Source organism: Cognatundibacterium rugosum, assembly GCF_014284365.1.
Classification (GTDB): Bacteria; Pseudomonadota; Gammaproteobacteria; order Burkholderiales; family Burkholderiaceae_D; genus Undibacterium; species Undibacterium rugosum.
The window spans coordinates 71,665-97,379 of record NZ_JACOGG010000002.1 but is presented as its reverse complement, the minus strand read 5'-3'; the positions used below and the strand labels follow the sequence as shown (position 1 = coordinate 97,379).

General features: G+C 54.0%; 22 protein-coding genes. 4 read left to right on the top strand and 18 right to left on the bottom strand.

What is annotated here, in order from left to right:
- Nucleotides 1-51 precede the first annotated feature (51 nt).
- Entirely contained in the window at nt 52-771 is a 720-nt protein-coding gene (locus H8K47_RS02080; protein WP_186879777.1) for a DUF1045 domain-containing protein, read from the bottom strand.
- Nucleotides 771-1,655, bottom strand: coding sequence for an amino acid ABC transporter substrate-binding protein (locus tag H8K47_RS02075; RefSeq protein WP_186879776.1), 885 nt, complete (start codon nt 1,653-1,655; stop codon nt 771-773). Before H8K47_RS02075 ends, H8K47_RS02080 begins: the two co-directional genes overlap by 1 nt.
- Nucleotides 1,656-2,089: 434 nt before the next feature.
- On the opposite strand from H8K47_RS02075, the gene H8K47_RS02070 reads away from it, so the two are divergent.
- On the top strand, nt 2,090-3,244 hold the full coding sequence (locus H8K47_RS02070; RefSeq protein ID WP_186879775.1) for an alpha-D-ribose 1-methylphosphonate 5-triphosphate diphosphatase: 1,155 nt from the start codon (nt 2,090-2,092) through the stop codon (nt 3,242-3,244).
- A gap of 80 nt (nt 3,245-3,324) precedes the next feature.
- On the opposite strand, the gene H8K47_RS02065 is transcribed toward H8K47_RS02070, so the two are convergent.
- The 3 genes from H8K47_RS02065 to queC all read right to left on the bottom strand — a co-directional run bounded on the left by H8K47_RS02065 (nt 3,325) and on the right by queC (nt 6,353).
- Nucleotides 3,325-4,752, bottom strand: a complete 1,428-nt coding sequence (locus H8K47_RS02065; protein WP_186879774.1) for a bifunctional serine/threonine-protein kinase/universal stress protein — start codon at nt 4,750-4,752, stop codon at nt 3,325-3,327.
- A 2-nt stretch (nt 4,753-4,754) separates the two neighbouring features.
- The gene (locus tag H8K47_RS02060; RefSeq protein WP_186879773.1) at nt 4,755-5,498 is read right to left on the bottom strand and encodes a metallophosphoesterase family protein; all 744 of its coding nucleotides are present in this window, start codon (nt 5,496-5,498) and stop codon (nt 4,755-4,757) included.
- Between the two features lie 117 nt (nt 5,499-5,615).
- Nucleotides 5,616-6,353, bottom strand: coding sequence for a 7-cyano-7-deazaguanine synthase QueC (queC, locus tag H8K47_RS02055; RefSeq protein WP_186879772.1), 738 nt, complete (start codon nt 6,351-6,353; stop codon nt 5,616-5,618).
- A gap of 106 nt (nt 6,354-6,459) precedes the next feature.
- Between queC and H8K47_RS02050 the strand changes: the two genes are divergently transcribed.
- A complete protein-coding gene (locus H8K47_RS02050; RefSeq protein WP_186879771.1) occupies nt 6,460-7,761 on the top strand; it encodes a lipopolysaccharide biosynthesis protein in 1,302 nt (433 codons plus the stop codon).
- On the opposite strand, the gene H8K47_RS02045 is transcribed toward H8K47_RS02050, so the two are convergent.
- From H8K47_RS02045 to H8K47_RS02005, 9 genes are all read right to left on the bottom strand, one after another.
- Complete coding sequence (locus H8K47_RS02045) at nt 7,709-9,532, bottom strand: serine aminopeptidase domain-containing protein (protein WP_186879770.1); 1,824 nt, start codon at nt 9,530-9,532, stop codon at nt 7,709-7,711. The two genes, H8K47_RS02050 and H8K47_RS02045, sit on opposite strands and share 53 nt — an antisense overlap.
- Complete coding sequence (locus H8K47_RS02040; RefSeq protein WP_186879769.1) at nt 9,529-12,096, bottom strand: glycoside hydrolase family 2 protein; 2,568 nt, start codon at nt 12,094-12,096, stop codon at nt 9,529-9,531. The genes H8K47_RS02045 and H8K47_RS02040 overlap by 4 nt, the downstream gene beginning before the upstream one ends.
- The gene (locus H8K47_RS02035) at nt 12,093-13,088 is read right to left on the bottom strand and encodes a DUF1839 family protein (protein WP_186879768.1); all 996 of its coding nucleotides are present in this window, start codon (nt 13,086-13,088) and stop codon (nt 12,093-12,095) included. The genes H8K47_RS02040 and H8K47_RS02035 overlap by 4 nt, the downstream gene beginning before the upstream one ends.
- Nucleotides 13,085-13,996 carry an amino acid--[acyl-carrier-protein] ligase gene (locus H8K47_RS02030; RefSeq protein ID WP_186879767.1) on the bottom strand — a complete coding sequence of 304 codons (912 nt, stop codon included), beginning with the start codon at nt 13,994-13,996 and terminating at the stop codon, nt 13,085-13,087. The genes H8K47_RS02035 and H8K47_RS02030 overlap by 4 nt, the downstream gene beginning before the upstream one ends.
- A gap of 13 nt (nt 13,997-14,009) precedes the next feature.
- Nucleotides 14,010-15,173, bottom strand: a complete 1,164-nt coding sequence (locus tag H8K47_RS02025; protein WP_186879766.1) for an acyl-CoA dehydrogenase family protein — start codon at nt 15,171-15,173, stop codon at nt 14,010-14,012.
- A 2-nt stretch (nt 15,174-15,175) separates the two neighbouring features.
- A complete protein-coding gene (locus tag H8K47_RS02020) occupies nt 15,176-15,415 on the bottom strand; it encodes an acyl carrier protein (protein WP_162019059.1) in 240 nt (79 codons plus the stop codon).
- A 41-nt stretch (nt 15,416-15,456) separates the two neighbouring features.
- Nucleotides 15,457-15,942, bottom strand: coding sequence for a holo-ACP synthase (acpS, locus tag H8K47_RS02015; protein WP_186879765.1), 486 nt, complete (start codon nt 15,940-15,942; stop codon nt 15,457-15,459).
- 223 nt (nt 15,943-16,165) lie between these two features.
- Complete coding sequence (locus H8K47_RS02010; protein ID WP_186879764.1) at nt 16,166-16,900, bottom strand: DUF3108 domain-containing protein; 735 nt, start codon at nt 16,898-16,900, stop codon at nt 16,166-16,168.
- Entirely contained in the window at nt 16,900-18,039 is a 1,140-nt protein-coding gene (locus H8K47_RS02005) for a DUF3108 domain-containing protein (protein ID WP_186879763.1), read from the bottom strand. The genes H8K47_RS02010 and H8K47_RS02005 overlap by 1 nt, the downstream gene beginning before the upstream one ends.
- Before the next feature lie 254 nt (nt 18,040-18,293).
- On the opposite strand from H8K47_RS02005, the gene H8K47_RS02000 reads away from it, so the two are divergent.
- Nucleotides 18,294-19,229, top strand: coding sequence for a PhaM family polyhydroxyalkanoate granule multifunctional regulatory protein (locus H8K47_RS02000; protein ID WP_186879762.1), 936 nt, complete (start codon nt 18,294-18,296; stop codon nt 19,227-19,229).
- A 107-nt stretch (nt 19,230-19,336) separates the two neighbouring features.
- On the opposite strand, the gene H8K47_RS01995 is transcribed toward H8K47_RS02000, so the two are convergent.
- The 3 genes from H8K47_RS01995 to H8K47_RS01985 form a co-directional block, all read right to left on the bottom strand.
- A complete protein-coding gene (locus H8K47_RS01995) occupies nt 19,337-20,278 on the bottom strand; it encodes a hypothetical protein (RefSeq protein ID WP_186879761.1) in 942 nt (313 codons plus the stop codon).
- A 73-nt stretch (nt 20,279-20,351) separates the two neighbouring features.
- Nucleotides 20,352-23,201 (bottom strand): serine/threonine-protein kinase, encoded by a 2,850-nt coding sequence (locus tag H8K47_RS01990; RefSeq protein WP_186879760.1) that lies wholly within the window; start codon nt 23,199-23,201, stop codon nt 20,352-20,354.
- Between the two features lie 121 nt (nt 23,202-23,322).
- Nucleotides 23,323-23,874 carry an ECF-type sigma factor gene (locus H8K47_RS01985; protein WP_186879759.1) on the bottom strand — a complete coding sequence of 184 codons (552 nt, stop codon included), beginning with the start codon at nt 23,872-23,874 and terminating at the stop codon, nt 23,323-23,325.
- Between the two features lie 211 nt (nt 23,875-24,085).
- Between H8K47_RS01985 and H8K47_RS01980 the strand changes: the two genes are divergently transcribed.
- Complete coding sequence (locus tag H8K47_RS01980; RefSeq protein ID WP_186879758.1) at nt 24,086-24,898, top strand: substrate-binding periplasmic protein; 813 nt, start codon at nt 24,086-24,088, stop codon at nt 24,896-24,898.
- 13 nt (nt 24,899-24,911) lie between these two features.
- On the opposite strand, the gene H8K47_RS01975 is transcribed toward H8K47_RS01980, so the two are convergent.
- On the bottom strand, nt 24,912-25,448 hold the full coding sequence (locus H8K47_RS01975) for a PadR family transcriptional regulator (protein ID WP_186879757.1): 537 nt from the start codon (nt 25,446-25,448) through the stop codon (nt 24,912-24,914).
- Between the last annotated feature and the right edge of the window lie 267 nt (nt 25,449-25,715).

The window sequence follows — 25,715 nt, the reverse complement described above, 5'->3', positions numbered from 1 at the left end:
CACCAGGTCAGGACGCAGAAAAACGGCTATTGTAACCGCAGCCTGTGCGCCTCACGCCGATAGCAGTGCGGCTGATTTTTCCCGGACTGCTGCGAATGGAAATTGTTGTAGCAAGATGAAGGGCGCACCTGGTTCACTTTCATAGCAGAGCGCGATGCCCTCTATTTGCAGTGGTTCTGTCAGCGCGAAATGTCTTACTGCTGCCTGATAAATTGCGTTAGCAGAATCGGTATTGTCGAGCGCATCGGTCAGGGTCAGATGAAAGCGAAACTCTTCTTCAGTATAGGGATAACCCCAGTGCGACAACAGGCGTAACTGGCGGGCACTCAATTGCTGTTGCTGCCTGCGCGCCAGTTCTTCTGGTCGTAGTGGTGCGCGCAAATGATCAAACTCACGCACACTGTGCATGGCCAGTGCATTGATCTGGCTTTCATCCCCTTGTGGCCTTAGGGCCAGAAACTGACCCATGCGGCTGACCTGGGGGGCGGGGATCGTAATGGTGCTGCGGCTGGCGCAGAAGGTTTGCAGTGCCTGCTCCAGGTCGGCACGCTGATAACCTTCCGCCAGCCGGAAAGGTGCTTTCAGCGTAGCATGAAAACCATAGCGTCTGGCATCGCGCGTCAGGGTATGCAAGACCTTGGGAGCAACGTCCGTGACGCGCAGTTGCTGCCCTTCCCGCATATCGCGGATATCGCGACCCAGCCACAGATTACCGGCTTGCAGCCAGGCCGGGTTGGATATGGGGGAAAAGTAAAGCGCGTAACGGGCCATTAATCACCTACCTGATCACTCGGAAAGCGCAATGAATCGCGCAATAAAAAACTCATCGGCATGGACAGATTCGCGCCTTTAGGCGGAATCGCGCGCATAAACCAGCGTTCGTAAATCTTATAAATTTCACCGTCATGGATGATGCGCAGCATTTCTGTGTCCACGATTTTTTTAAAGGCCAGATCGTCCTTACGCATCATGATGGAATACGGTTCTATCGATAAAGGATCGCCGATCACCATGAAATCTGCAGGTTTTTTCGCTTCTGCTTTCAGGCTATAGAGCAAAACATCATCCATAGGAAACGCATCGGCTTTACGTTCCTCTACCATGCGAAAAGATTCCTGATCGCTATTGCCTTCGATCAGACGGATATTGAGAGAATTGATGTCGTTATGCTGTGCCAGCAATTGCACGGTGGTGGTGCTTTTGGTGGTGACAATGGTCCGGTTCCGGAATTGATTCCAGTTTTTGATGCCACTGTCGGTGCGTACCAGTGCTTTGACTGAAGAGAAGAAATGCGGAATTGAGAAGCTATATTTTTTGCGGCGCTCGGCATTATTGGTGGTGCTGCCACATTCCAGATCGATTTTATCTTCCGTCAGCGCACTGAAGCGGGTGGTCGAATCGACAGTCACATACTGGACTTTCAGGTTGGGCAGTTTTAATTCTTTTTTCACTGCGTCAGCGACTTTGTTGCACAACTCTATCGCGTAGCCATTCGCTTGCTGATTGCTGTCAGTGAACGCAAAGGGCGGCGTCTCGCGCACACCTATGCTCAGGATCTGGGTTTTACGGATTTTACTGACGGTATCTGCGGCGTGCGCTAAGCCGCCAGCGAGCAGGGTGCTGAGTAAGACTGCGATGTATAAGGGACGTTGCATACTAGATCCTTGTGAACAGGTTAAGCGGTGTACAAACAGGTATGCGCAGTGTCATAGAATTTCCATATTGGAATTTTGATACAGCTCAGTGAAGGTCTTGCCCATCCAGCCGATATCAACAATAAGTTACCTAAAGCAGTCTTAAGTCGTTCTTGCAAGCCACTCAGGCAGACAGATGTGCATCCATGCCGCAAATATCACCCGCCCTGCATCTTCCTGAAGTTATCAGCCCTCACAGGAAATAAATCACGAAAAAAACGCACAAAGCACAATAAAAATTTTGCTGCTAACGATACCAGTTACTAAAAATTATTAGACTGACATTTACAAATATTACAATATTTGCAAATATAAACAATATTCACTCATAGTCATGTTTCCGTCAGGAAAACATGTTAATGTTTTTTGAGATTTTTTTTGTAGATAGGCGTGTTATGCAGACTTTTTCGCTACCCGATATTGCGATACGGAACGCACGTATGGTCACTGCGACCCAGGCCATCACAGGCAGTCTCTTAGTCAGCCAGGGTAAGTTCGCCGACATCCATGCTGGCAATGCGGGCCTGAGTGGTGACGACTGGCAGGGCGACTATTTATTGCCGGGGCTGGTCGAGCTGCATACCGACAATATGGAAAAACACCTGATGCCGCGCCCTAAGGTTAACTGGCCGGTATTGCCTGCCATTATTGCGCATGATGCACAGATCGTCGCAGCCGGTATTACCACCGTACTCGATGCCATTGCGGTCGGTGATATCGAGCCTGACAGCCTGCGTACCCAGACCTTACACAGTTGTGTTCAGGGCCTGAGCAGAGCGGCCCAAGCCGGGGTGTTGCGTGCAGACCACTTGCTGCATCTGAGGCTGGAACTGGCTGAACCGGATTTGCTACAGTTGTTTACGCCATTTCTGGATGATCCGCGTTTGCGGCTGGTGTCGTTGATGGATCATACGCCGGGTCAACGCCAATGGACGGATCTCGATCATTACCGTACCCACGTGACCGGTAAGCGCGGCTGGAGCCATGAAAAGGTCGATCAGATGCTGACACTGGCGCTACAGCGGCAGCAGCGTCATGTGGCAGAAAACCGGCAGCAGATCGTGCAGTTATGTCGCCAGTCGGCGTCCCGCATTCCGCTCGCATCTCACGATGATACGACGCTGGCCCATGTGCTGGAAGGTGTGGCCGATGGCGTCACGATTTCGGAATTTCCAACTGCGTTGGAAGCCGCGCAGGCAGCCCGTGCCCATGGTTTGGCGATTGTCATGGGTGGGCCGAATTGCGTGCGTGGCGGCTCGCATTCCGGCAATGTGTCGGCCATGGAGCTGGCCAGACTGGGCTTACTCGATATTTTCTCTTCCGATTATGTGCCCGCCAGCTTGCTGCAAGCGGCGTTCTATTTACAAAATGCCGATTACAACCTGCCTGCTGCCATCGCGACCGTTAGCCGCAATCCGGCTCAAAAGCTGGGGCTCACAGATCGCGGAGAAATCGCTATAGGCTTGCGTGCTGATTTCCTGCGGGTACGCCTGATCGATGGCATGCCAGTCGTGCTCGGCGTTTGGAAGCAGGGACAGAAGTTGTTCTGAGTTTCATCCTTTTTAGCGGTTCAGCCCGAATCAAACCCCAGGAAATATGCGGTGTTTCAGACGAAAATGCTCTGAATGCCTTATTGATCGCTGTTCTTCACTACCGTGACCGTGCAGTTCGCTTCTGCCACTACCCGTGCCGATACGCTGCCCAGGTAGCGCCGTAGTGCAGAACTGCCGCGTGAACCGATGATGATGTGGTCGACATCATTGTTATGCGCATAGTCGATGATGGCAGTCGCCGGGTCGGGCGCTTCGAGTACGTGAAAAGTGATTTTGTCGGCCGCCATCTGCAAAGGCCGCGCCCAGTGTTTCAGATCAACCAATTGTTTGACATGGATATTCTGTCCTTGCTGAATCAGGCTGTCATCCATACCGATGCGGCTGGTTTTGCGTATGGTCAGGCAAGCCAGCCGTGCACCAGGTTCGGTTTGCAGCATGCGGCGCGTGATCTGGCGTAGCTGTTCAGCCAGTGCCTCTGAACCATGGGTCAGATCGAGTGCGGCCACGATGATGGGGGCTTTGGCTAATTGCTCGGAGACGGTGTGCTGTAACAGCGGTTCTGAACCGGCTGCTTTCAGGCGTCGTTTAAACATCGCCAGATAGCCATCCTGTTGTTGTTTGCCAGCGCGCGCAGTCAGGGTTAGCTGATCGGGATGTTGTAACAGGAAGCCCAGCTGTGCGGCAGTATCAAAGCGGTCCTGCGGATGGACCTCGAGACAGCGCAGGATGATTTCCTGTAACCAGGCCGGTAGGTCCGGGCGATGCTGACGCGGTGGGATGGGGTCGCGGTACAGCCGTTTCTTGAGACCAGCCACCGACGTTGGATGACCGTAAGGGCGTTCGCCGGTCGCCAGGTGATACAACAGCACACCCAGTGAAAACAGGTCGCTGCGTGGCTCATTGCGTACCCCCAGCACTTGTTCGGGCGAGATATACGGCCCGGTTCCCATCGGCAGACGGAATTCTTCATCGAGCAAATCAGGCAGACGGTCGTGACGCGATAAACCAAAATCGATCAGTACCGCCAGGCCGTTACGGAACATGATATTGCTGGGCTTGATATCGAGGTGGATCACATGTTGACGATGCAGATCATGCAGCGCATAGGCAATCTGTATGCCGGTGCTGACTACTTCGTCTATCGGTAACGGTGCCTGTTCAAAGCGGCTGCGCAGCGATTCCCCGGCGATCTGTTCCATCACAATATACGGCTGGGCATCAAAGTCACCGGAACCGAAATAGCGCGGCACATGCGGCCCTTTGAGTTTGGGCATAATCATTTGCTCAACCTCAAACGCCACAATCGCGGTTGGATCATCGCTGGAATACAGTAGCGGCACCTTCATGATCAGCGGTGGCACAGCCTGTTCCAGCCCGGGTTTGCCGAGATGGCGTGCGCGCAGATCGGTAACGCGCCATAACGCTGCCATGCCACCGGTATGGAGTTTTTCTTCCAGCCGGTAGCCGTCGAATTCCATCCCTGCCTGCAGGCTGCGTGCGTTCATCCCTAATTCCCTGTCAGTAAACGGTTTGCCAGTGCGGCCGGTAAGCCGGCGGCCAGCACTTTGCGTGCTGCACCGTCGTGGTCATAGGGCACCCGGAAAAAAGTCAGTTCCTGAGTTTCGGTATCAAAGCTGGCATAGCAGGCAGCCGGATTGCCATCGCGTGGCTGCCCGACTGAGCCTGGGATGGCCAGCCAGCGCCGCTGGCGCGACAAGGGGATGCTGTTTTCCGGCGTCGGCAGAAATTCGCCAGTCTTGCCGGTCATGGTCATGTGGTACAGGGTAGGCGCATGCACATGACCGCAGAAGGTAATCTGGGCTTTGCACGCATGCATACTGCGCATCGCTTCCATCACACCGTCTATGTATTCCCATCTATCGGGTGCCCAGGCATTTGCATGCACCAGCAGCAGTTCGTCCAGCTCCAGCCGGTAAGGCAGGGCACGCAGGAAATCGAGTTGCGACTGGCTCAGCTGCGCACGGGTCCATTCAACCACCTGGCGTGCGACAAGATTCATGCCTTGCCGCTCTTCCTGAAACAGGCCCGCGTCATGGTTGCCCATGACTACCCATGCGCCACGCCGGGCATAGTCCATCACAGTTTGCACCACCCAGCCCGGGTCTGCACCATAGCCGACCAGATCGCCCAGAAACGCATACTGGGATACGCCTTGCTGTTGCGCATGCGCGAGGCAGGCTTCCAGCGCTTCGCGGTTGGCATGGAGATCTGTCATTAAGGCAAGCAGCATGGTAATCCGTGAGTAAAGTGATAAAAACCGGAGTCTGCAAGTTCGCTAAGGATGCGCCCGGCAGGCTGACGCAGATACGTCGCAGGACTAGTGTAGCGGCTCAGCCTAACACCAGGCTTACAGACTGTCAGACAAGGCGGCACGGTATTGCTGATAGCCGCGTGCGCGCAATTCACAGGCCGGGCAGGTGCCGCAGCCATAACCCCAGTCATGCAGTGCGCCACGTTCGCCCAGGTAGCAGGTGTGGGTATCCTGCCGTATCAGATCGACCAGCGGCTGTCCACCCAGCTGGGCAGCCAGCGACCAGGTTTCTGCCTTATTAATCCACATCAGCGGTGTTTCCAGTTTCAGGCGGCTTGCCATGCCCAGGTTGAGTGCGACCTGCAGCGCTTTCATGGTGTCGTCACGGCAATCGGGATAGCCGGAGAAATCCGTTTCACACATGCCGCCGACCAGTACATTGAGGCCACGGCGATAAGCCAGGGTAGCTGCGACCATCATGAACATCAGATTGCGGCCGGGTACGAAGGTATTTGGTAAGCCATTTTCCTGCATTTCTATCGCGATATTTTCTGTCATCGCGGTATGGGATAACTGAGAAATCAGGGCGAGATCTATCATATGGTCTTCGCCCAGCCTTTCGCGCCATTCGGGCTGGATATCACGAATACGCGACAATAACTGCGGTCTGACCGTGAGTTCTATCGCATGGCGCTGACCATAATCAAAGCCTATGGTCTCAACCCGCGCATAACGTGCCAGTGCCCAGGCCAGGCAGGTGGTCGAATCCTGACCACCACTGAATAAAACCAGTGCGCTATCAGACTTGTGATGAGAAGTAAGCAAATTATTCATGTCGTAAAGTAAAAAACCGGCAAGGAGTGTAAAAGATCGAAACTTACTTCACAGCACCCTTGCTGAATGTTATGGTGAGCGTTGAGTCCAATGTTAACGCAAGCCCATGAGTTTTCATAAAAAATTTCTTTCTTCCTCCATCTTATCCGTCATTGATCAAGGCCTGCTCAGCGCGCTGAATTTTTTGATTGGCGCCTTATTAATCCGTCTGGTTGCAAAAGATGATTACGGCTTATACGGCCAACTGTATGTCGGTGGTTTGCTGGCGGGGTTGCTGGTCGATTCCTGGATCGCCGGGCCACTGACCACGGTGACCAGTGTGGTCAGTGAAAATACGCGCCGCCATTTATTGCGTACTTTCTGGACGCGTCAGATTTTCTGGACGCTGGTGATGGCTGCGATTGCTTTTTTGGTGGTGGAGTTCATTCCGGCTGCCACGCATTATGCGGAAAAAAGCTGGGGGCTGGGGGCAGCATTCGGCCTGTATGTAATCGGCAATGGCTTGCGTGAATATGGGCGTACTGTGGGCTTTATCCAGTCCGCGATTCCGCAGGTGCTGCGTCAGGATGTGGTGTATGTCTTGCTGGTACTGACAGGCCTGACCGGGCTGTTGTATTTTGAATATCTGGCCTTGCTGCCCTTGTTTTTGGTGTTGTCCGGCGCTTCACTGCTGGCCGCCTTGTATGGACGCAGCGCATTGATGCAACTGACCGCGACCCAGGCAGCGATCGAAACGCATGATCAGGAAACCCTGCAGGCACATCAGGAAACCATACGTAGTCATGGGCGCTGGGCGGTTGCCGGTGCTTTGGTCGGATGGCTGTCGAATTACAGCTATGTCTATTTGTCAGGCGCCATGCTGGGCGCGGCTGCGATTGCGGATTTGAATGCCGCACGCCTGCTGCTGATGCCTATACCGCTGGCAGTGGCTGCCTGGATACGGGTGGCGCGCCCGGTCGCCGGTCGCCTGATGCAGGAACATAACTGGACAGGCTTACGCAAGCTGACCTTGATGTCGGTGTTGGGGATAGAGGCGGTGGTATTGTGTTTCGTTGGCGTTCTATTGCTGGCCATGCCCTGGTTGCAAACGCATTTTATCGATAAGAATAAATACGCTGGCCTGGATTTGTTGATCATGTTGTGGGGTGCTTATTTTGCCGTGAATGCGGTGCGTACGATCGGCACTTCCTGGCTCATGAGTGGTGGCGCATTCCGTTCCATGTTTAAGCTGGGCGTCGTTACCTTGGTACTGGTGATCGCGATTACCACGCTGACCATGCCTTACCTGGCCAGCGCGGGTGCGATTGTGGCTTTAATTTGTGTAGAGGTATTTGAAACGGTGGTGGTCTGGCGTTTTATTCTACCTTCTTTGCGCCGGCAGGCAGAAAACGCGCTTGCAAATGGCTGACCAGCAGGCCGCTCACATACTGTTGGGCCCATAGCGGTGTGAAGGTATGGTCAGCGCCTTTGAAAATTTCCAGGCGTATCCGTTCACTGTCGCCCAGTAACACCCCGTGCCGCCCCAGATTTTCTGTCATCAGATCAACGCTGGCATCACCTGCATCCATAAGCAGCATGACTTCAACCCCGCGTGCCTCCAGCAAACGGAACTGACGGGCTACCTTGCCTAAGAAATGGTGGTCCTTGATCAGTTTCCCTATCAGTGCCTGGGAAATGGTACGCAGACGTTTTGCCACCCGTTCACTGAGCTTGCGTATGATCTGGCGCAGCCGGATATCGCCTTTGAACAGGCGTTTCCAGGTGTGCAGATTGCGTATCGCCTTGACATAGAAATGGGTGGATTTAATCGATTCCTGCTTGCGCGCAGTGATGGTGTCACCTGCATGCCATTCGAACACCAGCTGATTCATCAGTACCACGCCGCGCACCCGCTGATCCTCCAGTGCACTCAGGTAGGCGAAGTAAGCTCCCGAGCATAAACCGGCGACGACAAAGCCTTCGCAGTACACGCTGTTCTCCATGAAATACATGGCATTCCGGATATCGTTGACACCGCCGTCGGCATATACATCGTTTTCTGTGTCCTGCGGTGTGGCTTTGCTATAGCCGATTCCTGCTTTGTCAAAACGTAATACAGGAAAACCAGCCTGCGCCAATGCGCGGGCAAAGCGTACATACAAACGGTGAGTGCCAACCCGGTGATTGGCGCCTATATTACAGAGCAAGATGGCCGGCAAATGCGGGGCAACCGGATGCACAGGCTGACTCAATACTCCGCTGTAACCATCGAAATGCACCAGTTTTTCCTGAATCTGTGTCGTTCCTACGTGCAGGATTTTGCTGGTTTGCCGGTTGCTGCTGACAGGTGTTTCCTGGTCGTTGATGGGAAATGCAGGACTGAGCCAGGCCAGAATTTCACTCCAGATTTCATCGGGTACCACGCTCTCATAGGCATCGCCAGGCATCATGGCGGCGTAACCGGGTGTATTGCTCAGTGTGATATTGGTACCGGCTTCGTGCCAGTTTGTCGTTAGCTTGCTTTCCTGTCCGCTCACGTCATCACGGGCGATCAGCAGCACCGGACAGGCAGGCGCTGCCATGTTGAGCATATCAAGCTTCGCCAGGCAGGCGCGCATCTCTGCATCGAATACATAGCCAGTCAGCTCATCCTCACTCACCTGGCATGCAGTGTCAGTTTCTTCGGCTGGTGTGGTAGTGCCCATGGTGCGTAACACCCGCAATTCGCGACTGTAGGCACGGCCTGAGATCACCGGAGCCACGCCTATCAGTGCACTTGCCTCACATTCCTGTAGTACGCTGGCGGCCAGCAAAGCACCCAGCCGTAAACCGAACAGTGCGATCTGAGTGACCTGCGCGATTTCCCGCAGAGTCTGACAGGCACTACGGATGTCTTCCTGCCACTGTTCTATCCGGTTACCGGCCTGATCGCCTGCATCACCAGTATTGCGGTAATCGAAAAACAGTACATCAAAGCCTGCACGCGCCAGTCGTTCAGCCAGATGCTTATACGACCGGTAAGCCACCATATACTCATGCCCAAACGGCGCGCATAGCACCACGCCACATTGGCGGCTGCCGCCTGCTTCACGCAGATGGGCAGGATGATACCAGCCCATTAGTGGCGCTTCCGGATCACCGAACCAGAATGCCTCGGGCCTGAACAGAATCTGTTGGCTTGGAAATTGTTGCGAATTCAAACCTGGTCCCCGGTGTATCCATGAAGAGATGAACTGAACGCCTCAGCGGGCGGACGTAGCCGCTGCGCTGACAACAGGTTGATGGCGTTGACTTGTACTTTGACCTGCTCTGCAGAACCAAGCAGACGCATTCTGACCGTATAAACGACGCCCGGGCTTAAATGGAAATAATTATCCAGCGTCTCGGCACCAGAGACTTGTAGCTGTACACCATGTAAGAAGCGGCGGCAGCTCAAATGCAGACGCAGCATGCCATTCCCTTCCGGCTGCCAGCTGGCATCGAGTCCGGCATCGTTTTCCATACCGGCTAAGCGCGTTGCCGGGAAATGATGATCATGACTGCAGGCTGTACTTTCACCATTCCGTGTCAGATGCACGCTGGCCAGATGATGACCGGGTGGGCCGAAACGATAGGCATAGCTGGTATCCATAAAATGCGGCAGCAAGGCATCCGCACGTAGCATGATGCTGCTGTGTGGCGCGACCTGAACCGGCACGCTGATGTCGGCAACGTTGGTATCGGCATGACGTGTCAGCCGCAGATTCAGGCTGCCTTCCAGACTGCTGGCCGCGTCATTTCTGACATGGATGGCCAGACCATTCAGACCCTCATCCGTGAAGAACACCAGTTGTGCTGCCATCGCACGTTTGACGAAGTAATAGGCTGCTTTCGGTCTACCCGATGCATCGACTAGGCCCCAGCCGGCCCCGGCCCACAGATCGCGCCAGAACCAGATCAGCGCGCCATGACAGCCGGATTCATGGCGACGCCATTCATGCAGAGCCTGTGCCATGACTTCGCCGGTAGTCAGGCGTGACAGCGCGATGTAGCGTTCGCGTTCAGCATAACGCAGCCGTGCCGGGTCCAGTCCATATAACTGCTGCAAATAGTGATCGCGTACATCTTCAAAGTCCCAGCCTGTGCCATGGTCGCGTGGTATCGCTTTTTTCCACGATGGATGCAGCCCCGGGAAATCGCCTTGCCCGGACATACTGTCGAGCAGACTGTCTTCCGGCATATTAGAAAACCCCAGGCATTCGGAAGTGAAGCGTACACCGCTGCGACGTGCGTCATCCAGCGGACGTAAATAGGCGCCGATGCCAAAGTAATGCGCCACGCCGCTGTCGACCTGAAACGGCATGATGCCGCCGCTGGGGCTGGATGGCCAGTAAATACAGTCAGGCCGCAGCTCCTGACAAATTTGCGGCAGGCTCTCGCTAAAAAACGGATTGCTCCAGTTTTCACGCGGCTGTCCCAGCATGGCGGCTTGTTGTTCGATTTCGCTGTTGCCGCATAAGACGGCGATACAGGCAGAAGTTTGGGTGCGGTTTAAAAATGCTTTTGCTTCCTGACAGACTTGCAATCCAAATGCCAGGTCGGCCACCGGGTAATCCATATTGGCAAACATGAAGTCTTGCCAGACCAGGATGCCGAGCTCGTCGCACAGGCGGTAAAAGTGTGCGTTTTCATACACCATGGTACCGACTACGCGCAGCATATTCATGCCTGCATCACGGGCCAGCGTCAGCATCTGGCGCTGCTTTTCTTCGCTCGCATTCAGTGCAAGCAGATCGGCCGGTGTCCAGCACGCGCCGCGACAAAAAACCGGTACATCATTCACATGCAATGAGAAATTGCCATCCCGTGTGTCGACATGGATATGACGGAACCCCAGCTCGCCGAGTGCAATCAGGCTTTGCCCGCGCGCTGTGCTCAGCGCCAGGCAGGCGGTGTACAACTGTGGCCGGCCATGGGTATGTGGCCACCATAACTGTGGCGAGGGAAACAGCAATTCGCCTTGTATCGCAGTGTCGGCGCCGGTAGTTTGGTGTAAATCCAGTTGTTGGGTATAACTGCCTACGTGCAGGCTCGCTTGCAACAGTGGTTCATCGCTGATACAGCTAGCGGAAAAACTGACTACGCCGTCCTGCGCCGACAGCCTTGTTTGCAATTGCACTTCGCGCAGCCGCAGCGGTGCTGCATACTCTATCCAGATATCACGATAGGGACCGACTGGCGGCACCGGTGGCGACCAGCCCGGCATACGACCGAGCAGACTGGTACGTAACCAGCGCAACTGTTGTTGTTCGACCAGGCGCGTTTTCCAGCGTGGACGCGGGCGTTTTTTTGCCAGTTCGGTATGCAGTGCACAGCAGCGTATAGCCAGCGTACCCTGACCATGTACATCCAGTTCTTGCAAATTCAGCGTGTAGCGCAGGAACATATTGTCGGTACACTGCAGCAGTCTGTCATTCCAGAAAATTTCTGTATGCGTGGCTAAACCATCGAAATGCAGGTATTGAGCTTCCGGTAGCAAATCCAGCTGGCAGCGGAGCCAGACATCTTTATCATCCAGCTGTAAATCCTGAAACTGGAACTCCCCTGCCTGTGCCAGCGCTGACAGGGCAGTACAAGGAACCTGCACCGGATAACCGGTCAGAAACTCCTGGTCCGCCTCACTGGCCAGCGCATAGCGTCCAGCAGGCACGATCGCCATTTGCCAGGCTGCCTGCAGCGCTTGTAGAGTGGGCGCAGCTGTGGCTGAAGTGTAGTGCCCGTTCATAGCAGCGCTGACTGATCCAGGCTGTGTTGTAAGGCATGCATACCCTGATCCCAGTGTGCTGCCATCTGACTCACCAGAGGTGTTAAGTCTGCTGCGCGTTTGCCCATGACAGCCCGTGCTGTCTTCAGCAGCAGGGTTTTGCAGGCTTCTGAAATCGACTGAAACTCGTGTGCTGCTGTAGTGAAGTCCACGCCAGTACTTGCCTGCAGCCAGCCCAGATGCTGACTGCCGAGGCTGAAGCCGGCACCCAGCTGGCGCAGGGTAGCAAATGCATACGCGTGATAAGCCGCCATCCCCTGTTCTTTGAGTGCTTCCACATCCTGCACAAAAACCGGTAAAAATGCAGAAACGGGGTTGCTGTGTGGGCGACGTCCCAGATGTTTTCGCAGCAGTTGCAGCGCGATCGCGGCAAGCTCAGGTTCGGATTTGATTTGTACCCGATCCAGACGCACGAATTCAGCAAACAAAGGCATGAAAGCCGGATCATAGGGTTTGCCTATGCGGAAGGTCTCGATGAAATCCTCGCCCTGCATTTCATGGTAACTGCTATTGTGGAAATAACCCATGCGCTGCTGTTCGAGGTCAATTTCCTGTATCGCTATCGTGGTTTTGACGTGATTACTGCGATAGTCAGTACCGGCCGTATCCGGCAGGTAAAATGAATCGGTTTCAGTCAGCACCAGCCGCCCGCGTCTGAGCTGCTCACTCGCGTTGGGTAGCAAGCCACGCCAGACGTTGAGTTCCTGTACATCGATGCCATACAGCGCAAACAAATCTTCATGCGGCGGTTTGTAAAACGTCCACTGATCACCGTCGAAATCATTGGCAAATACCATGGATAAACAGGCCAGCGGGTTGAGACCTTGCGCATGCAAGACCTCAACCCAGACATCGATATAGCAATTGGTTTCCGCCCAGTCGCGATCCGGACCGTGCAGACTGTGCTGGCGGTATTCGCTCAGTACGATAGGGGGCAGGGCGTGCAGAGTCATAAGCCTAAAATTTCGCGTGTCGCTGCAGGCCAGCCAGCGGTATCCATGCCATGGGTTTTGAATAAGGCCATCACGATACGTTCCAGACCAAAACCCAGGCAGGCAGTATGCGCTACTTCACCATCGGCAGTTTGAATGTCAAACAATTTACCAAAGTGATCCTGGTGGTAATTGAAGGAGCATACTGCGGTTGGTTTTTCCTGAGAGATGACAGGAATCACGACTTCAAATTTTAATTGCTGCTCACGCTGATTCGCGGCCAGCATACGGCCACCGCGACCAAAGAAAGGATCAGATGCGACTTCGGAATGGGCGGGCAGTCCTAACGATTGCAGGATATCGATACCACGTTGCAGCCACAGATCACGCCATGCCACCACCATGTCCGGTGTACCTACCCGCACAAATTCGCGCACGCGGAAGGATTGCATACGGGTTGGTTCAGGCGAGGGTTCATTGCGGAATACCCAGTTCTGCATATCCACCAGACGACCGCCTTCGGGTAAGGTGCCGGTGAAACTTGGATAGACCGGATAGCAGGCAGCTGGTGTCAGACAGACGCCAGTCATGGTTTGCAAATGGGTCCAGGGCCTGCCTTCATGCACGTTTTCTATCAGTTCTTTGTGCTGTGCTTCGTTGCCGGTAAAGCTGAATATGGTTCCTGCCAGTTGTGGGAAGGAATCCAGATATTCACTGCGTTCCAGCACTTTACGATCCAGGCAAGGCGGGAAAGACATACGGGTTGCCTGATCGCCTGCTGCCACGCGTGAAACATAATCATCAAAGCGGCGCAATACTTCTTCAAACATCGGTCCGCGTCCAAATATGCCTTGTACGCCGACAGGAATAATATGACCGGCGGCAATCAGGTCATTGCTCAGTACTTCAGGAGAAAAATCGATAGACATGGTGCTTCCTTTATCAGTCGTCTTTGAGAACCAGCAACAGGTTGGCATTCGTCGCCAGTATCCTGTCATTACCCACCATCAGCGCGGCAGACAGGCTGTCTCGCAGATGACGGCTCATGCTGAACTTGCTGTCATTTTTATAGGCCAGAATGCCGCAGATGGACAGGGCCTTGATGACGATTTGTGGCAAGGCCTGAGTCGCATCTACTTTGAGATTATTCATTTTGAGCGAATACGCTATCGAAGAAAGCGGGCCGGTAGCAGCGTCGCTGGCAGCGGATAATTGTTCGTATTCGCTCAGGCAGGCCTGTACCGATGTGCGCAGGCTTTGCAGCATGCTGACTAATTCCGCCAGTCGCAGTGCTGTTGGCGGCACAGTGCCGGGATTAGACCTGGCTTGTCCGCGTACAAAACTGCGTGCCTTGTTGACTGCAGCAGTGGCACAGCCCAGCCAGCAACCACCCCACAGCAGATGTGATACCGGGACGACGGTACGCGCAGACATATCACCGAAAGGAACTTCCATGATCTGATCGCGATGACCGCTGGCTGTCATCAGGAAGGGCGGGCTGCAGGTGCCACGCATACCCATGGTATCCCAGTTTCCTTTTTGTTCCAGCTTGTAATCCACTTTGCGCACCAATATCAGCGACTGATCGCTGTTCGCAGCATCGGCATGCCGCCTTGCGGTGACCAGTAAATCATCGGCCTGGGCACCATAGGAAATGGTGGTGGCATCTTTCACCAGACGGAAATAGTCGCCGTTGAGCTCCACCGCGCAACGGCTGCGGCGCATTTCGCCACCGACACCCACTTCCGAGGTGACCGAAGCGATCAGATACTGATGTTTAACCAGATCCTGCAAATATTGGCGGTACCATGGATGATCAATAGCATGTTCAACCAGGGTGATAACCTGAATCTGATGCATCGCGAATATCATGGCGGTGGCGGCACACTGACGCCCCAGAATTTCACAGATCTCCACTAATTCACTCAGGCTGGCACCTGCGCCGCCGAGTTCAACCGGTATATAGGCGCTCAGCAATTTTTCCTGCTTTAATGCGTCTATCGCTTCTTGTGGAAAACGTGCATCACGATCTGCCGCGTCCGCGTGAGGAGCAGCAAAGTCTTTGGCTATCAGGCGCGCTGTTTGAATGAGTGAAGAGCTGTGCATGATCAGGCGCTCAATTCTTCAATGGCAGCATGAATTGCATTGATGCTTTCAAATACGCTGCGTTTCAGCATGCGATCCGGGAATTCCAAATCGAACGCGTCTTCCAGTGCCAGCATCACATTGACACTGGCATGTGAAGTCATGCCTGCTTCGTACAAGTCGGCATCATCAGACAGACTGTCGATGTCAGTGCTGAATTTACCTTGTTCCTTCAGAACCTGGCGGATTTTTTCTTTACTCATGGCTTAACCTTTTTTAGCGTTGAAATGGGGGGGGAGGAGCATCAGTTACGTGGTAGGCGAACTTGCATTTGTCTGGTTTTACGGATCGCGATCACGGTAGCCATCGCATATTCATGTTCATGACTCAGACTAAGTGAACAATGCAGGATGCCCGCTTGTCGTGCGAACTGTAAGGCTGGCGGATGCAGCCGGACAGAGGGCGCCTGACCGGCTGGACGTATCACTTCAATTGCACGCCAGGGCAGTACGCTGTTTTTGTTCAGACCCAGGATTTTCATCACGGCTTCTTTGGCGGCAAAGCGTGCCGCGAGACTGGCGACACGGCGTTCTGGTATGCCCGCGCAGTCGTTTATTTCAGCAGCGCTGAAGATTTTGTCCAGGTAACGTTGACCGAACTGAGCAATGGCGTTACGGACTTCGGGTATCCATACCAGATCGTTTCCAATTAATAAGTTATTGTCGCGTTTAGCCGGTACATGGCGGCGACAACGCACTGAAAAATTGGAGAAAACCGGGGCGCTGTACATGGCAGCCTGCAAAAGTGTAACTGAAAGTAATAGAATAGCCGAATGGCAATTTATTGTAGTTAAAAAATGTCAAGTTTTTAAAAAAAAAGACGAATTAATTCCGTTAAGAAATTAACTCGTCTTTTTTTTTTGCTTATTGTGTCAGCACATCCGATTTTTTTAATTTCCATGAGGAAATTATTGATGCCTGGAACAGAATAAATTTGCGCGTCTATCCGCAGTTTCAGAGCTTGTTGACACTCTCCAGCAACTGATCGACAAAATCCCCATCGGCATCATTGAAACGCAGACGCACCGGATACCAGTTGAGTCCCGGCGCGAGCCAGATATCGAGCTGCTGATCCCTGGAATCAGGTGGTGGCGCTTTGCTGACATGAATGCACTGGTATTCTCCGAGTGCCGTGCGTATCGTCTCTGTCCCAACAACTCTGAAGGTCCAGGTTTCTGCATCGCGGCGGCCTGCAACAAACATTTTCCATTCGCTGCCAGTCGTGAAGTGCGCGCTGGCGGCCCTGGCCTGAGCGATCAGTTGCCAGGTCGCGCTGCTACGGTCCTGTTCGCCACCCTTAATCGGATAAGTTTCAGCCGAGGTGCTGAATTTGATCATTTTATTCTGGCGATCAAAGCTGGTCTGGGTCTGGGGTTTGCCGAAGCGTTTTTCCGTGAACAGTTCCGGTGCCAGACCCTGTTCATCGATGCTGCCCTGGCTGCTGGTATCCAGAATTTTACCGACCAGCACCGCACGTGTTTCGCTGTGTATGCTGTACTTCCCATCTTGTTGCTGCCAGCGTACCAGTGCTGAACCACCGATGCTCAGACCGCTTTGTCTGGCTTTGATACTGTATTGCAGCTCTGCCGCAGGCGCCAGCTGGGTTGCGGGATAACTGTCTGCTGCCAGCGCTGACAGACTATGCCAAAGACATACACCAAGCACCGTACGGGTAATTGCGTGGAACATCAGGAATTTCCTTTCTCGGGAGGGAGGATGGCGGTCACATATTGACTGGTCACCGTACCATTCGATTCTGTATTACGGATTTGTACCGGATACCATTGCCAGCCAGGAGCCAGCCAGATTTCCAGTGTGGAGTTATATTTTCCGACGCGTGGCGGACGAATGATATGCCAGGTCTCGAGTTCGCCCATACGGGTCTTCAGGACTTCCTTTGCCTGTACCTGAAACAGAAATTCCTGCGCCTCGCGGTCTTCAGCCACCTGTACCCGCAATTGCTGTCCCGCCTGGAATAACTGTGGCGATCCTTTTCCGAGTGCGCTCAGTTGCAGAAAAATACTGGCACGGTCTTGCGCGCCAGCCTGTAATGGGGTGCTGCGGTTGCTGGACGAAAAACTGATGGTCTGGCCGTCGTGCTGAAAGTGTGTGGCAGTCTCACTACGGTTACGCCGTTTCTCACTCATGGTCTGCGGCTGCAAGCCGAATTCTGTCCAGTTGCCCTCGCTTTGCATCTGATACAAATTCAAGGTCGTGAGCAGCAGATCAAGGCCAGCCTGGACTTTGACCTGATAGCGTCCATCCTGAACGTGAAACGCAATTTCACCCACGCCATAGACCGGATTTTTGCCTGGGCTTTCGCTGACCAGCTTAGTCTTTAACACAGCGCTGTCCGGTGCGATTGCCGGATAGCCATGTAAGCTCAGACTTTGCCCGGATTCGGTCAATGGGGTCAGCACCGTGACCGGATCGAGTGCGATACTGCTACTGATTTCATCGACTGTACTGGTTACCGCACCGCGTTCCGTGACCGCACTTGCGATGGTCAGCGCTTCACTCTGGCTGATACTGGCCGCAGGTGGAGCAGGCATGGCCTCGCTGCGAGACTGTGATCGGGCCGGTGAGCTGGCAAGTGAGCGCGCAGGCGGTACTGTGCTTGGCGTGATCGCTGCTGTGACGGGAGGCCGGACACGCATTTGTACTGTCATGGGAGCCGGCTTGGGACTGAGCGCAGGCGTGGGCCGTATGCTGATTGCACCCCATTGCCACAGCAGCAGATGACCCGCCAGCGCCAGGCCGGCAAACCACAGATAGTGCATGCGTCCGGGCGGCGTCGCGGTCATCATTTGGCTGGGTGTGTAAGACATACGCGCAGTGTAAACTGACTTCAGCAGGATCGCGATCAGAATTTGTCTGAGACTTCGTGATAGCGCGCCAGGGCGCATGGCGTGATCCTGATTGAGTATTCATAGTTGACGGACTGTTATGACTGGTGCAAGATGAAATCCACCCGTCAGGCAGCCACCGACAGCAGTAGTCGGCAACAATCAGTGCGGACAGCCTGACCGCCTTGCCTCAATCCGCAGTGTGCGGCTATCGATGATACTAACCGGAGTTATCCATGCAAAATCCCTTTACCGGTGCGGAAGCACCAGGCCTGTCTCAGATGGCTGACCCGCTGGGTTTTATTAAAAAGCTGTGGGGCAGTATGCAGGTACCTGGTATGGTCACGCCACCGATGTCGCTCGATGAACTGGATAAGAAAATTCAGGATTTAAAGACTGTCGAATCCTGGCTTAACGTGAATATGAATATGCTGCGCGGAACCATACAGACACTGGAAGTGCAGCGTGCCACGCTGGCTGCCTTACAGTCTTTGGGGGACAGTTTTGTACAGCAAACGCGGGAAGCACAACAGGCTGCTGCAGAAACTGCAGCGGCGGCCAGTGCCGGTGCTGCGTTTTCGAATGCAGGCTGGCCGATGTCAGCGGCAGCGGCAGCGGCCAGTGAGCAGAGCAAGGAGGCCGCCAGCGATACAGCCTATCAGGCGCCGCCAGACCTCACTGCGAACCCTGGCAATGCTGCGTCCGCGGTAAACCATACGCCGCAGAACACGGCTTCAGACACGCAGAAATCATCTGCAGCGGAAGACTCAGCCCACACATTTTCGAATCCGGCGGTCTGGTGGAATTTGCTGCAGGATCAGTTTAAGCAGGCGGTCAGTCAGGCGATACAGTCTGATTCTGGCAGTGCCGGACAGACCGCGGCAACCCCAACTGCGGTTGCACCGGCAGCACCCGAAAAAAAATCACCCGCAGCACGGGCCAGCAACAAACCAGCCGGCACGAAGCGCGGGAGTGCAGCCCGACCCGTTGCGGGTAAAACGGCTACGCCTGCCAAAGCTGGTCAAGCCAACCCGGCAAAGCCGGTTTCAGCCAGTAAGGCCGGTACCGTTGCGTCGAAAAAAACGCAGAGCCGCCCTGCTGCCAGTACGCAGATGAAAACCAGCTTGCCGCTCAAGACAAAGACGCAAGCGAAGAAACCGACGAAGAAATGATTCATCGGCAGAGACAGGTTGCCTGTCATGCTTCCTGCTCCGTGCCGGAATGAACTTCAAAACGCTGGCTGAGCGCACTATTCGCTCGCCAGCATTTTTTATCTGCCTCAGTTTTGGGCTGCAGTCAGAGCAGCTTTCAGATCTGCGTCAGTCCAGTTCAGCGTACGGCTTTCTTTCGTCGCTTCACACGTAATCGTCAGTTGTGTCAGGCTGATCAGTTGTACGCCCACATTTACACAGGCGGTGCTGCTGCCTCCGACGGCGACATTGTATTTACCAGAAGTAGGACGGGTCGTCATGCCATTGGTTTCAGCGCCATACACGATATTGCCCAGATTGACCACGCGGTTTGCGGCAGCATTATTACGTGTATAGAAAAAACCATTGGCAATGCTCAGGCTGCTGCCAGTGTTGGTGGCATTGCCGGCGACTGCTGTCATGTTGTAACTGCCAGTGCCCAGGCTAAAGCTGGCTGCGCCACCACCGATCTGGGTAAGTTCTTTGCTGCTGTCGCTGTTGTCATCGGTTGCAGTAAAGCTGGCATTGCTGATCTGGTATTGTGTCAGTGCCGGGTTATCACCTGCATTCACCTTGATCGCCGTGCTGCTTTGGAAATTGAGCATTTTGATATTGCCGATCTGATTCGGGACGCCACTGAAGGCCCCCTGATAAGCGTTATCGGCAGGGAAGCGGCGCACGCAATTGCTCATGCTGGTGGTACCACCAGCATAGCTGACACTGCCACCCTTAGGGCAATTTCCGGTATTGCCGGCAATGACGGCAAAATCATGCAGGCTGTTCACCATCTGTGTGGCAATCCAGCTCTCAGCAAATACTTTCAATGCCTCAGTCAAGCCTGCAGAGCTGCCTGTGCCCGAACTGCCGCCAGAGCCACCACCGGAGCTGCCACCAGAACTGCCACCTGAGCCGCTGGAACCGCTGCTATTGCCGCTGGCATTTCCCGCATTGTCACTGCTACCGCCACCGCAAGCGCTCAATGCAGCGATCAGACTCAGAATAAGCAGGCTGGATGGAATACTTTTTTTCATACTGTCCTCGTTGTGAATGAATGAGAAATAATGGGTCTTCATTCGCTAAGACGGAGTAGTCAGAAAAAAAGCGTCACAGACTGCGATTTTTTTCCAGGGCTTGTTGTAATGCTGCCCGGGTTTGCATTTGCCAGACACTGTCGACCGGATCATCCATGCTTGCACGCAGTTGCAATGCGAGCCTGAACGCAGTGATCGCAGAGCCATATTGCGCGCGCTGCAGATAAATCCATCCCAAAGCTTCTTGCAGATTTACACTCTGACCACGCCAGTAGTCAGCCTGCTGAGGTGTTTGCAAATCCTGATATTCAGCCTGGATGCGTCGTAAGTCATCCTCTGTTTTGCTGACGGGCAGTCTGGCCAGCTCGCGCCAGGCCAGACTGCGCGAATAATCAGCATGATTGTTTGCATAGCTGATGCTCTGACGATAGAGTTGAGCGGCCAGTGCAAAATCCCGCTTGCGTAGTGCAAGCGCTCCTTGCACCAGCAGTCCGCCAAGTGCGCGTTTTTTCTGATCAGGCCAGTATTGTTCACGTAATTGCTGGCTGTGGCGCACGTGTTGTAGTGCGATTTCAGTCTCGCCCTGCATGGCCCGGGCGAGACCACAGTGATCGGCCGCCATCAGACGCAGTCGCGGATAACTGATGGCTGCCTGCATATCGATGTCGCGGCAGACTTGCAGCATCTGTGCCAGATTACCCATTCTGAGCAAAATCCGTAAATAAGCGACTTGTGCGCTTTCCAGATAGTCGGGTTTCTGTGTACGCCATTCCGGTAGCAACACAATGTCATAGGCGGTGCGCGCCTGCTGCAGTGCTTCGGATCTCTGCGTTGAATCGGCCAGTACATTCGCGATATACAGTCTGGCTTCCGATACCCGGTAATGATGTTTGCCCCAGACCTGTTCCATATTGTGCATGGCCTGGATCGCGACCTGGCTGGATTCGGCCGGGCGTCCGAGTTTATCCAGACAGATCGCCACACCCTGACGTGCTTCTGCGGTTTGCCAGTTATTTTCGCCGAATTCCAGCAGCCGTACTTGCAAGGCTTCCTGATAAGCGGCCAGTGCCTTGTCGGTCTGGTCAGCATTCAGATAGGCCATCGCTATACTGACCAGCGCATAACCCAGCTCATTCCGGTTTGCGTTGTGGCGTGCCAGTGTGATGGCCTGTTCCAGATGCTGAAAAATACGCGGGTCATTCGCCGCATATAATTTGCTCGCGCAGAGTCCGGCTTTTCTGTGGGCTTGCGCCAGCTGATCGCTGCTGGCTGCTGCCTGCCGGAATATCGCCAGCGCCTGCGTGGTTTGCTGACATGCACGTTGATGCTGACCTACACTGGCCAGCCAGTCTACACTCTCGATCAGGGCATGTGCATATTCGCTGCTCTGGTCGCCATACACCTGTTTTGCCAATGCCAGATTATGCTCATACAAGGTGCTCGCAGCATCACTCAGACCGAGCTGAATGGCCAGCTGACCCAGATCATGCGTCAGTTTGCTACTCTCCATTGGCAGCGAAGAAAAATCCCTGACCGCGTTCTGTATACCGGTTGCGACCAGGTCTTTCAGGCTCAGGTCGCGCCTGACCAGGTCGGGGTCTGGTTTTTGTTCAGGATTAAAAATACGCAATACGAATTGATACATGGCTTGTGCGCGATCCGCCTCCTGCCTTGCTTTATTCGCCTGATACAAAGCGACGGCGCTGCTGCTCAATACCACACTGAGTAACAGTACACTCAACGCGCTCAGTGTGCGATAGCGCTGAACGAAGCGGCTGCTGCGGTACCAGAAGCTGTCTGGTCTTGCGCTGACTGGCTCGTGATTCAGATAGCGCCGTAAATCACTGGCCAGCGCATGGGCGGTGGGGTAACGCAGCTCAGGGGTTTTCTGCAGTGCTTTGTGCAGAATGGCATCCAGATCACCACGTAAGTGCTGACTTAACTTACGATCACTGACACGGCTGGAAGCGGGCGCTGGCTCCTGATGCAAAATCGCTTGTTCCAGTGCGCGTCGTGAGCGGTCTTCCGGCTGATAAGGGTTGTGTCCGGTCAGCAATTCGTAGAGGACCACGCCGAGCGCATACACGTCCGTGGTAATGCCGATTTCCTGGTTACCCAGCTGTTCCGGTGATGCATAGCGCCAGGTTACCGGTTTGCCCTGAAATGCCTTGATCTCCGTGAGTGCCGGTGTATCGTTATGCGCATCGGCCTGTAAGATGTGGGCAATCCCAAAATCCAGCAGACGTACGTAGCCTTCGCTGGTAACCAGTATATTGGATGGCTTCAGATCGCGGTGTACCACCAGACGCGAGTGAGCGTATTGCACAGCGGAGCAAGCCTGTACCATCAGCCTGACCCTTGCCGCTGTATCCAGCCCCTGGCTGTGACACCAATCCTGAATGTGCATGCCTTCGATAAATTCGAGGGCGAGCCAGCTTTGCTGCGACTTATCCATACCGGCATCGTACAGGCGCGCAATATGTGGATGAACCAGTTGAGCCAGAATGTCGCGTTCTCGTGCAAAGCGCTCCATGACCCGCTCGGACAGATTATCCGCATGCGGTAATTTTAAGGCGACTTCACGCCGGAACTCTCCCTCTTTGACTGCCAGCCAGACGCTGGCCATGCCACCCTCACCGAGTTTACGCAGCAGACGCCAGGGGCCAATCTGACTATCGGGCTGGAAGTTGCGGCGCAGGCTCAGGCTGCCGTCATCGGTCAGCGTGATTTTCGGAATAGTCGACATGAATTCGTCTTGTTCCGCTTGCCAGTGCGCCTGCGCCAGGCTATGCAGACGCGCGCGCAGGTGCTGCTGTGGCGGTGGCAGGTTGTGCAGGAATTCGCGCTGCTGATCTGCTGAGAGTTCCAGCAGCTCGTCGAGCAGGACAGAAATGGCTTGCCAGTCTTGCGTATTGTTGCTCAAAGGTGAACTCCGCGTATTCTCCGTTTTATTTGTATCAGCTTATGGCTCATAACGTATTCACCCCTGTCAAAGCGTCATTGGGTCACAAATAAAGTTGGGACAGAACGGACACGCCAGGATTTTATTGGCGCAAGGCTTCATACAGCCAGGCCCTTGCTTTTAGCCAGTCGCGTTGGACGGTACGTCTGGCAACACCCAGAAATTCAGCCGCCTCTTCTTCAGTGAGACCAGCGAAATAGCGCAATTCAACCAGCTGAGCCAGCCGTGGCGCCAGCTGTTCCAGCTCAGACAGCGCATCGTTGACACGCAGCAGTTCGGAAGTGTCGGGATGGCTGATGAGTAGCTCTTCATCCAGCGAAATATGATCCACGTCACCACCATTCCGCTGCGCCTGACGCTTACGTACATAGTCGATGACGATGGTGCGCATCGCTTTGGCTGCATAGGCCAGAAAAAAGTGGCGCTGAGCACCTGGTAATTGCTGCAGATTTTGTAAGCGCAGCCATAACTCAGCGACCAGTTCCGTCGTATTGAGTAAGGTCAGATGTCCGCTGCGGCGCAGCCGGGATTTCGCGAGCTGACGCAATTCCGGATAGATCATTTGCATCAGACGCCCGGTTGCGTCGGGATCGCCCTGACGTGCATGTTGGAATACCGTGGCAAAGTCCTGCATAGCATGTAGGCTGATTGATAAATTAGTTATTGTATCGGACTTCACTGCAGAAACCCGTGTTCTGTACACCGGCTGTGGTACATCACTCACGCTTGGTGCGGGACTTGCATGAGATTTGGTAAATCTGCATAAATAAGGTATTTTCACTCTCAGTATGGCGCGACTCAGGCATTGCGATATACCCTGGCTTAATCAACACCCTAGATGAACAATGAAAATCAGACTGATACCGCGCTTATTGGGCCCAATTCTGTTGCCGGCGTTTATAGGGCTGTTTGTCCTGTTATCAGGTAGCAGCACTGCGCGCGCGCAAGTTCAGACGGTGCCATTGTTTTTACAGGAAAATCTGGATATCCATGGAAGGCAGTTACCCATCGATAAAGACCTGGAAAAAATTCTCATCTATTTTGAGCGCGAATCGGGCTTGCGTTTTGACTGGCGCATGCTGCCCTGGAACCGCGCGCAGATGTTAGGACGTAATGGTGAGGGCATCGTATTTGGATTGTCTAAATCACCGGAACGGCTAAAGTATTTTCAGTTTTCCCAGCCTATCGTGAGTGAAAAGATCTGGGCTGTCACTTATGGCGAGCCACGTCAGAATTTTCGTACGTTGGAAGACTTACGGGGGAAAACGGTGGGTATAGGCCGGGGTTTCAGTCACGGGATGGATTTTGAAAAAGCCAGGAATGTGGTTTTTACCGTACAGGAAGATTCTGCATCCTCTGGTGCGCGCTTCAAAAAACTCATGAATAAACGCAGTGATCTGATGCTGTGGCCTGTCCGTCAGCTAACTACCGCGGCGCAGGTCGAGGATTACCTGAACAACAAACTGCTGCCCAGTTTTAACGATCCGGAATTGAAGGGGAAGCGTTTTCATGTGTCGCAAAAGCCAGTGTTTTACGATACGGTACATTTTGCCGTTGCCCAGGGTAAGTATCAGAATGAGTTGGCCAAACTCAATGAAGTAATACGGCGCGGTACCGACAATGGCGAGCTGCCAAAAATCATGGCGAAGTTTTATTAGCGCCTGCGAATATTTAAATTGCAAGCTGCCGCAAAGTCTGTAAAGCCTCTTTAGTCCAGGTGATGCGGCCTTCTTCATAGGCGATACCGGCTTTCAATATCAGATAATGAATCTGTGCTTCGCGTCCGGCGTTGGAGCTACTAAAATCGCGCTGCTCAATAGCGCGGTAGGTAGCTAATTCCTGCTCATGCAATTGCAGTCGTTTTTCCAGCTCTTCCACCATGCCCAGCGGTCCTATCGCCGCATCCGCCCTGAGTTTCAGCATTAGTTCATCCCGCAGGCGCAGCGGCGCACTGCTTTCGGCAGCCCAGCGTTGTAATTCAGCGCGCCCGGCTGGCAGTACATCAAATTGCTTTTTACCGGAGCGGCCACCTTCGACTTCGCTGGACGAGACCCAGCCCTGCTGCTCCATCCGCGCCAGTTCCCGATAAATTTGCTGATGGGTGGCATGCCAGAAATAGCCTATCGACTTGTCAAAGCGCCGCGCCAGCTCGTAGCCAGAGCAGGGCTTTTCTATGATTGAGGTCAGCAGGGCGTGTTGTAATGACATGGACGGACCTTAGAGTAAATCTTCGAGGTGGATCATCGACATTTTATATGCAACTGGTTGCATAAACAAAATTTGTTCGCTATTCTGCGATGCACAGTCAGAATACTTTAGCTATTCAGTCCATACCAGATCAGCGCACTGTGGCTTACAAGCACAAAGCAGCTGTGGTACGCGTTCTGACCGTATTAACCTATCGCGCTGTCGCCATAGCGATACGGCACAGGGGATGAGACAGAGTCAAGGCTCTGCCGCCCGCTTCCTGCTGCT

Coding starts and splice junctions, on each gene's coding strand:
- H8K47_RS02080 (WP_186879777.1), bottom strand. CDS start 771: ATGGCCCGTTACGCGCTTTACTTTTCCCCCATATCCAACCCGGCCTGG.
- H8K47_RS02075 (WP_186879776.1), bottom strand. CDS start 1,655: ATGCAACGTCCCTTATACATCGCAGTCTTACTCAGCACCCTGCTCGCT.
- H8K47_RS02070 (WP_186879775.1), top strand. CDS start 2,090: ATGCAGACTTTTTCGCTACCCGATATTGCGATACGGAACGCACGTATG.
- H8K47_RS02065 (WP_186879774.1), bottom strand. CDS start 4,752: ATGAACGCACGCAGCCTGCAGGCAGGGATGGAATTCGACGGCTACCGG.
- H8K47_RS02060 (WP_186879773.1), bottom strand. CDS start 5,498: ATGCTGCTTGCCTTAATGACAGATCTCCATGCCAACCGCGAAGCGCTG.
- queC (WP_186879772.1), bottom strand. CDS start 6,353: ATGAATAATTTGCTTACTTCTCATCACAAGTCTGATAGCGCACTGGTT.
- H8K47_RS02050 (WP_186879771.1), top strand. CDS start 6,460: ATGAGTTTTCATAAAAAATTTCTTTCTTCCTCCATCTTATCCGTCATT.
- H8K47_RS02040 (WP_186879769.1), bottom strand. CDS start 12,096: ATGAACGGGCACTACACTTCAGCCACAGCTGCGCCCACTCTACAAGCG.
- H8K47_RS02035 (WP_186879768.1), bottom strand. CDS start 13,088: ATGACTCTGCACGCCCTGCCCCCTATCGTACTGAGCGAATACCGCCAG.
- H8K47_RS02030 (WP_186879767.1), bottom strand. CDS start 13,996: ATGTCTATCGATTTTTCTCCTGAAGTACTGAGCAATGACCTGATTGCC.
- H8K47_RS02025 (WP_186879766.1), bottom strand. CDS start 15,173: ATGCACAGCTCTTCACTCATTCAAACAGCGCGCCTGATAGCCAAAGAC.
- H8K47_RS02020 (WP_162019059.1), bottom strand. CDS start 15,415: ATGAGTAAAGAAAAAATCCGCCAGGTTCTGAAGGAACAAGGTAAATTC.
- acpS (WP_186879765.1), bottom strand. CDS start 15,942: ATGTACAGCGCCCCGGTTTTCTCCAATTTTTCAGTGCGTTGTCGCCGC.
- H8K47_RS02010 (WP_186879764.1), bottom strand. CDS start 16,900: ATGTTCCACGCAATTACCCGTACGGTGCTTGGTGTATGTCTTTGGCAT.
- H8K47_RS02005 (WP_186879763.1), bottom strand. CDS start 18,039: ATGTCTTACACACCCAGCCAAATGATGACCGCGACGCCGCCCGGACGC.
- H8K47_RS02000 (WP_186879762.1), top strand. CDS start 18,294: ATGCAAAATCCCTTTACCGGTGCGGAAGCACCAGGCCTGTCTCAGATG.
- H8K47_RS01995 (WP_186879761.1), bottom strand. CDS start 20,278: ATGAAAAAAAGTATTCCATCCAGCCTGCTTATTCTGAGTCTGATCGCT.
- H8K47_RS01985 (WP_186879759.1), bottom strand. CDS start 23,874: ATGCAGGACTTTGCCACGGTATTCCAACATGCACGTCAGGGCGATCCC.
- H8K47_RS01980 (WP_186879758.1), top strand. CDS start 24,086: ATGAAAATCAGACTGATACCGCGCTTATTGGGCCCAATTCTGTTGCCG.
- H8K47_RS01975 (WP_186879757.1), bottom strand. CDS start 25,448: ATGTCATTACAACACGCCCTGCTGACCTCAATCATAGAAAAGCCCTGC.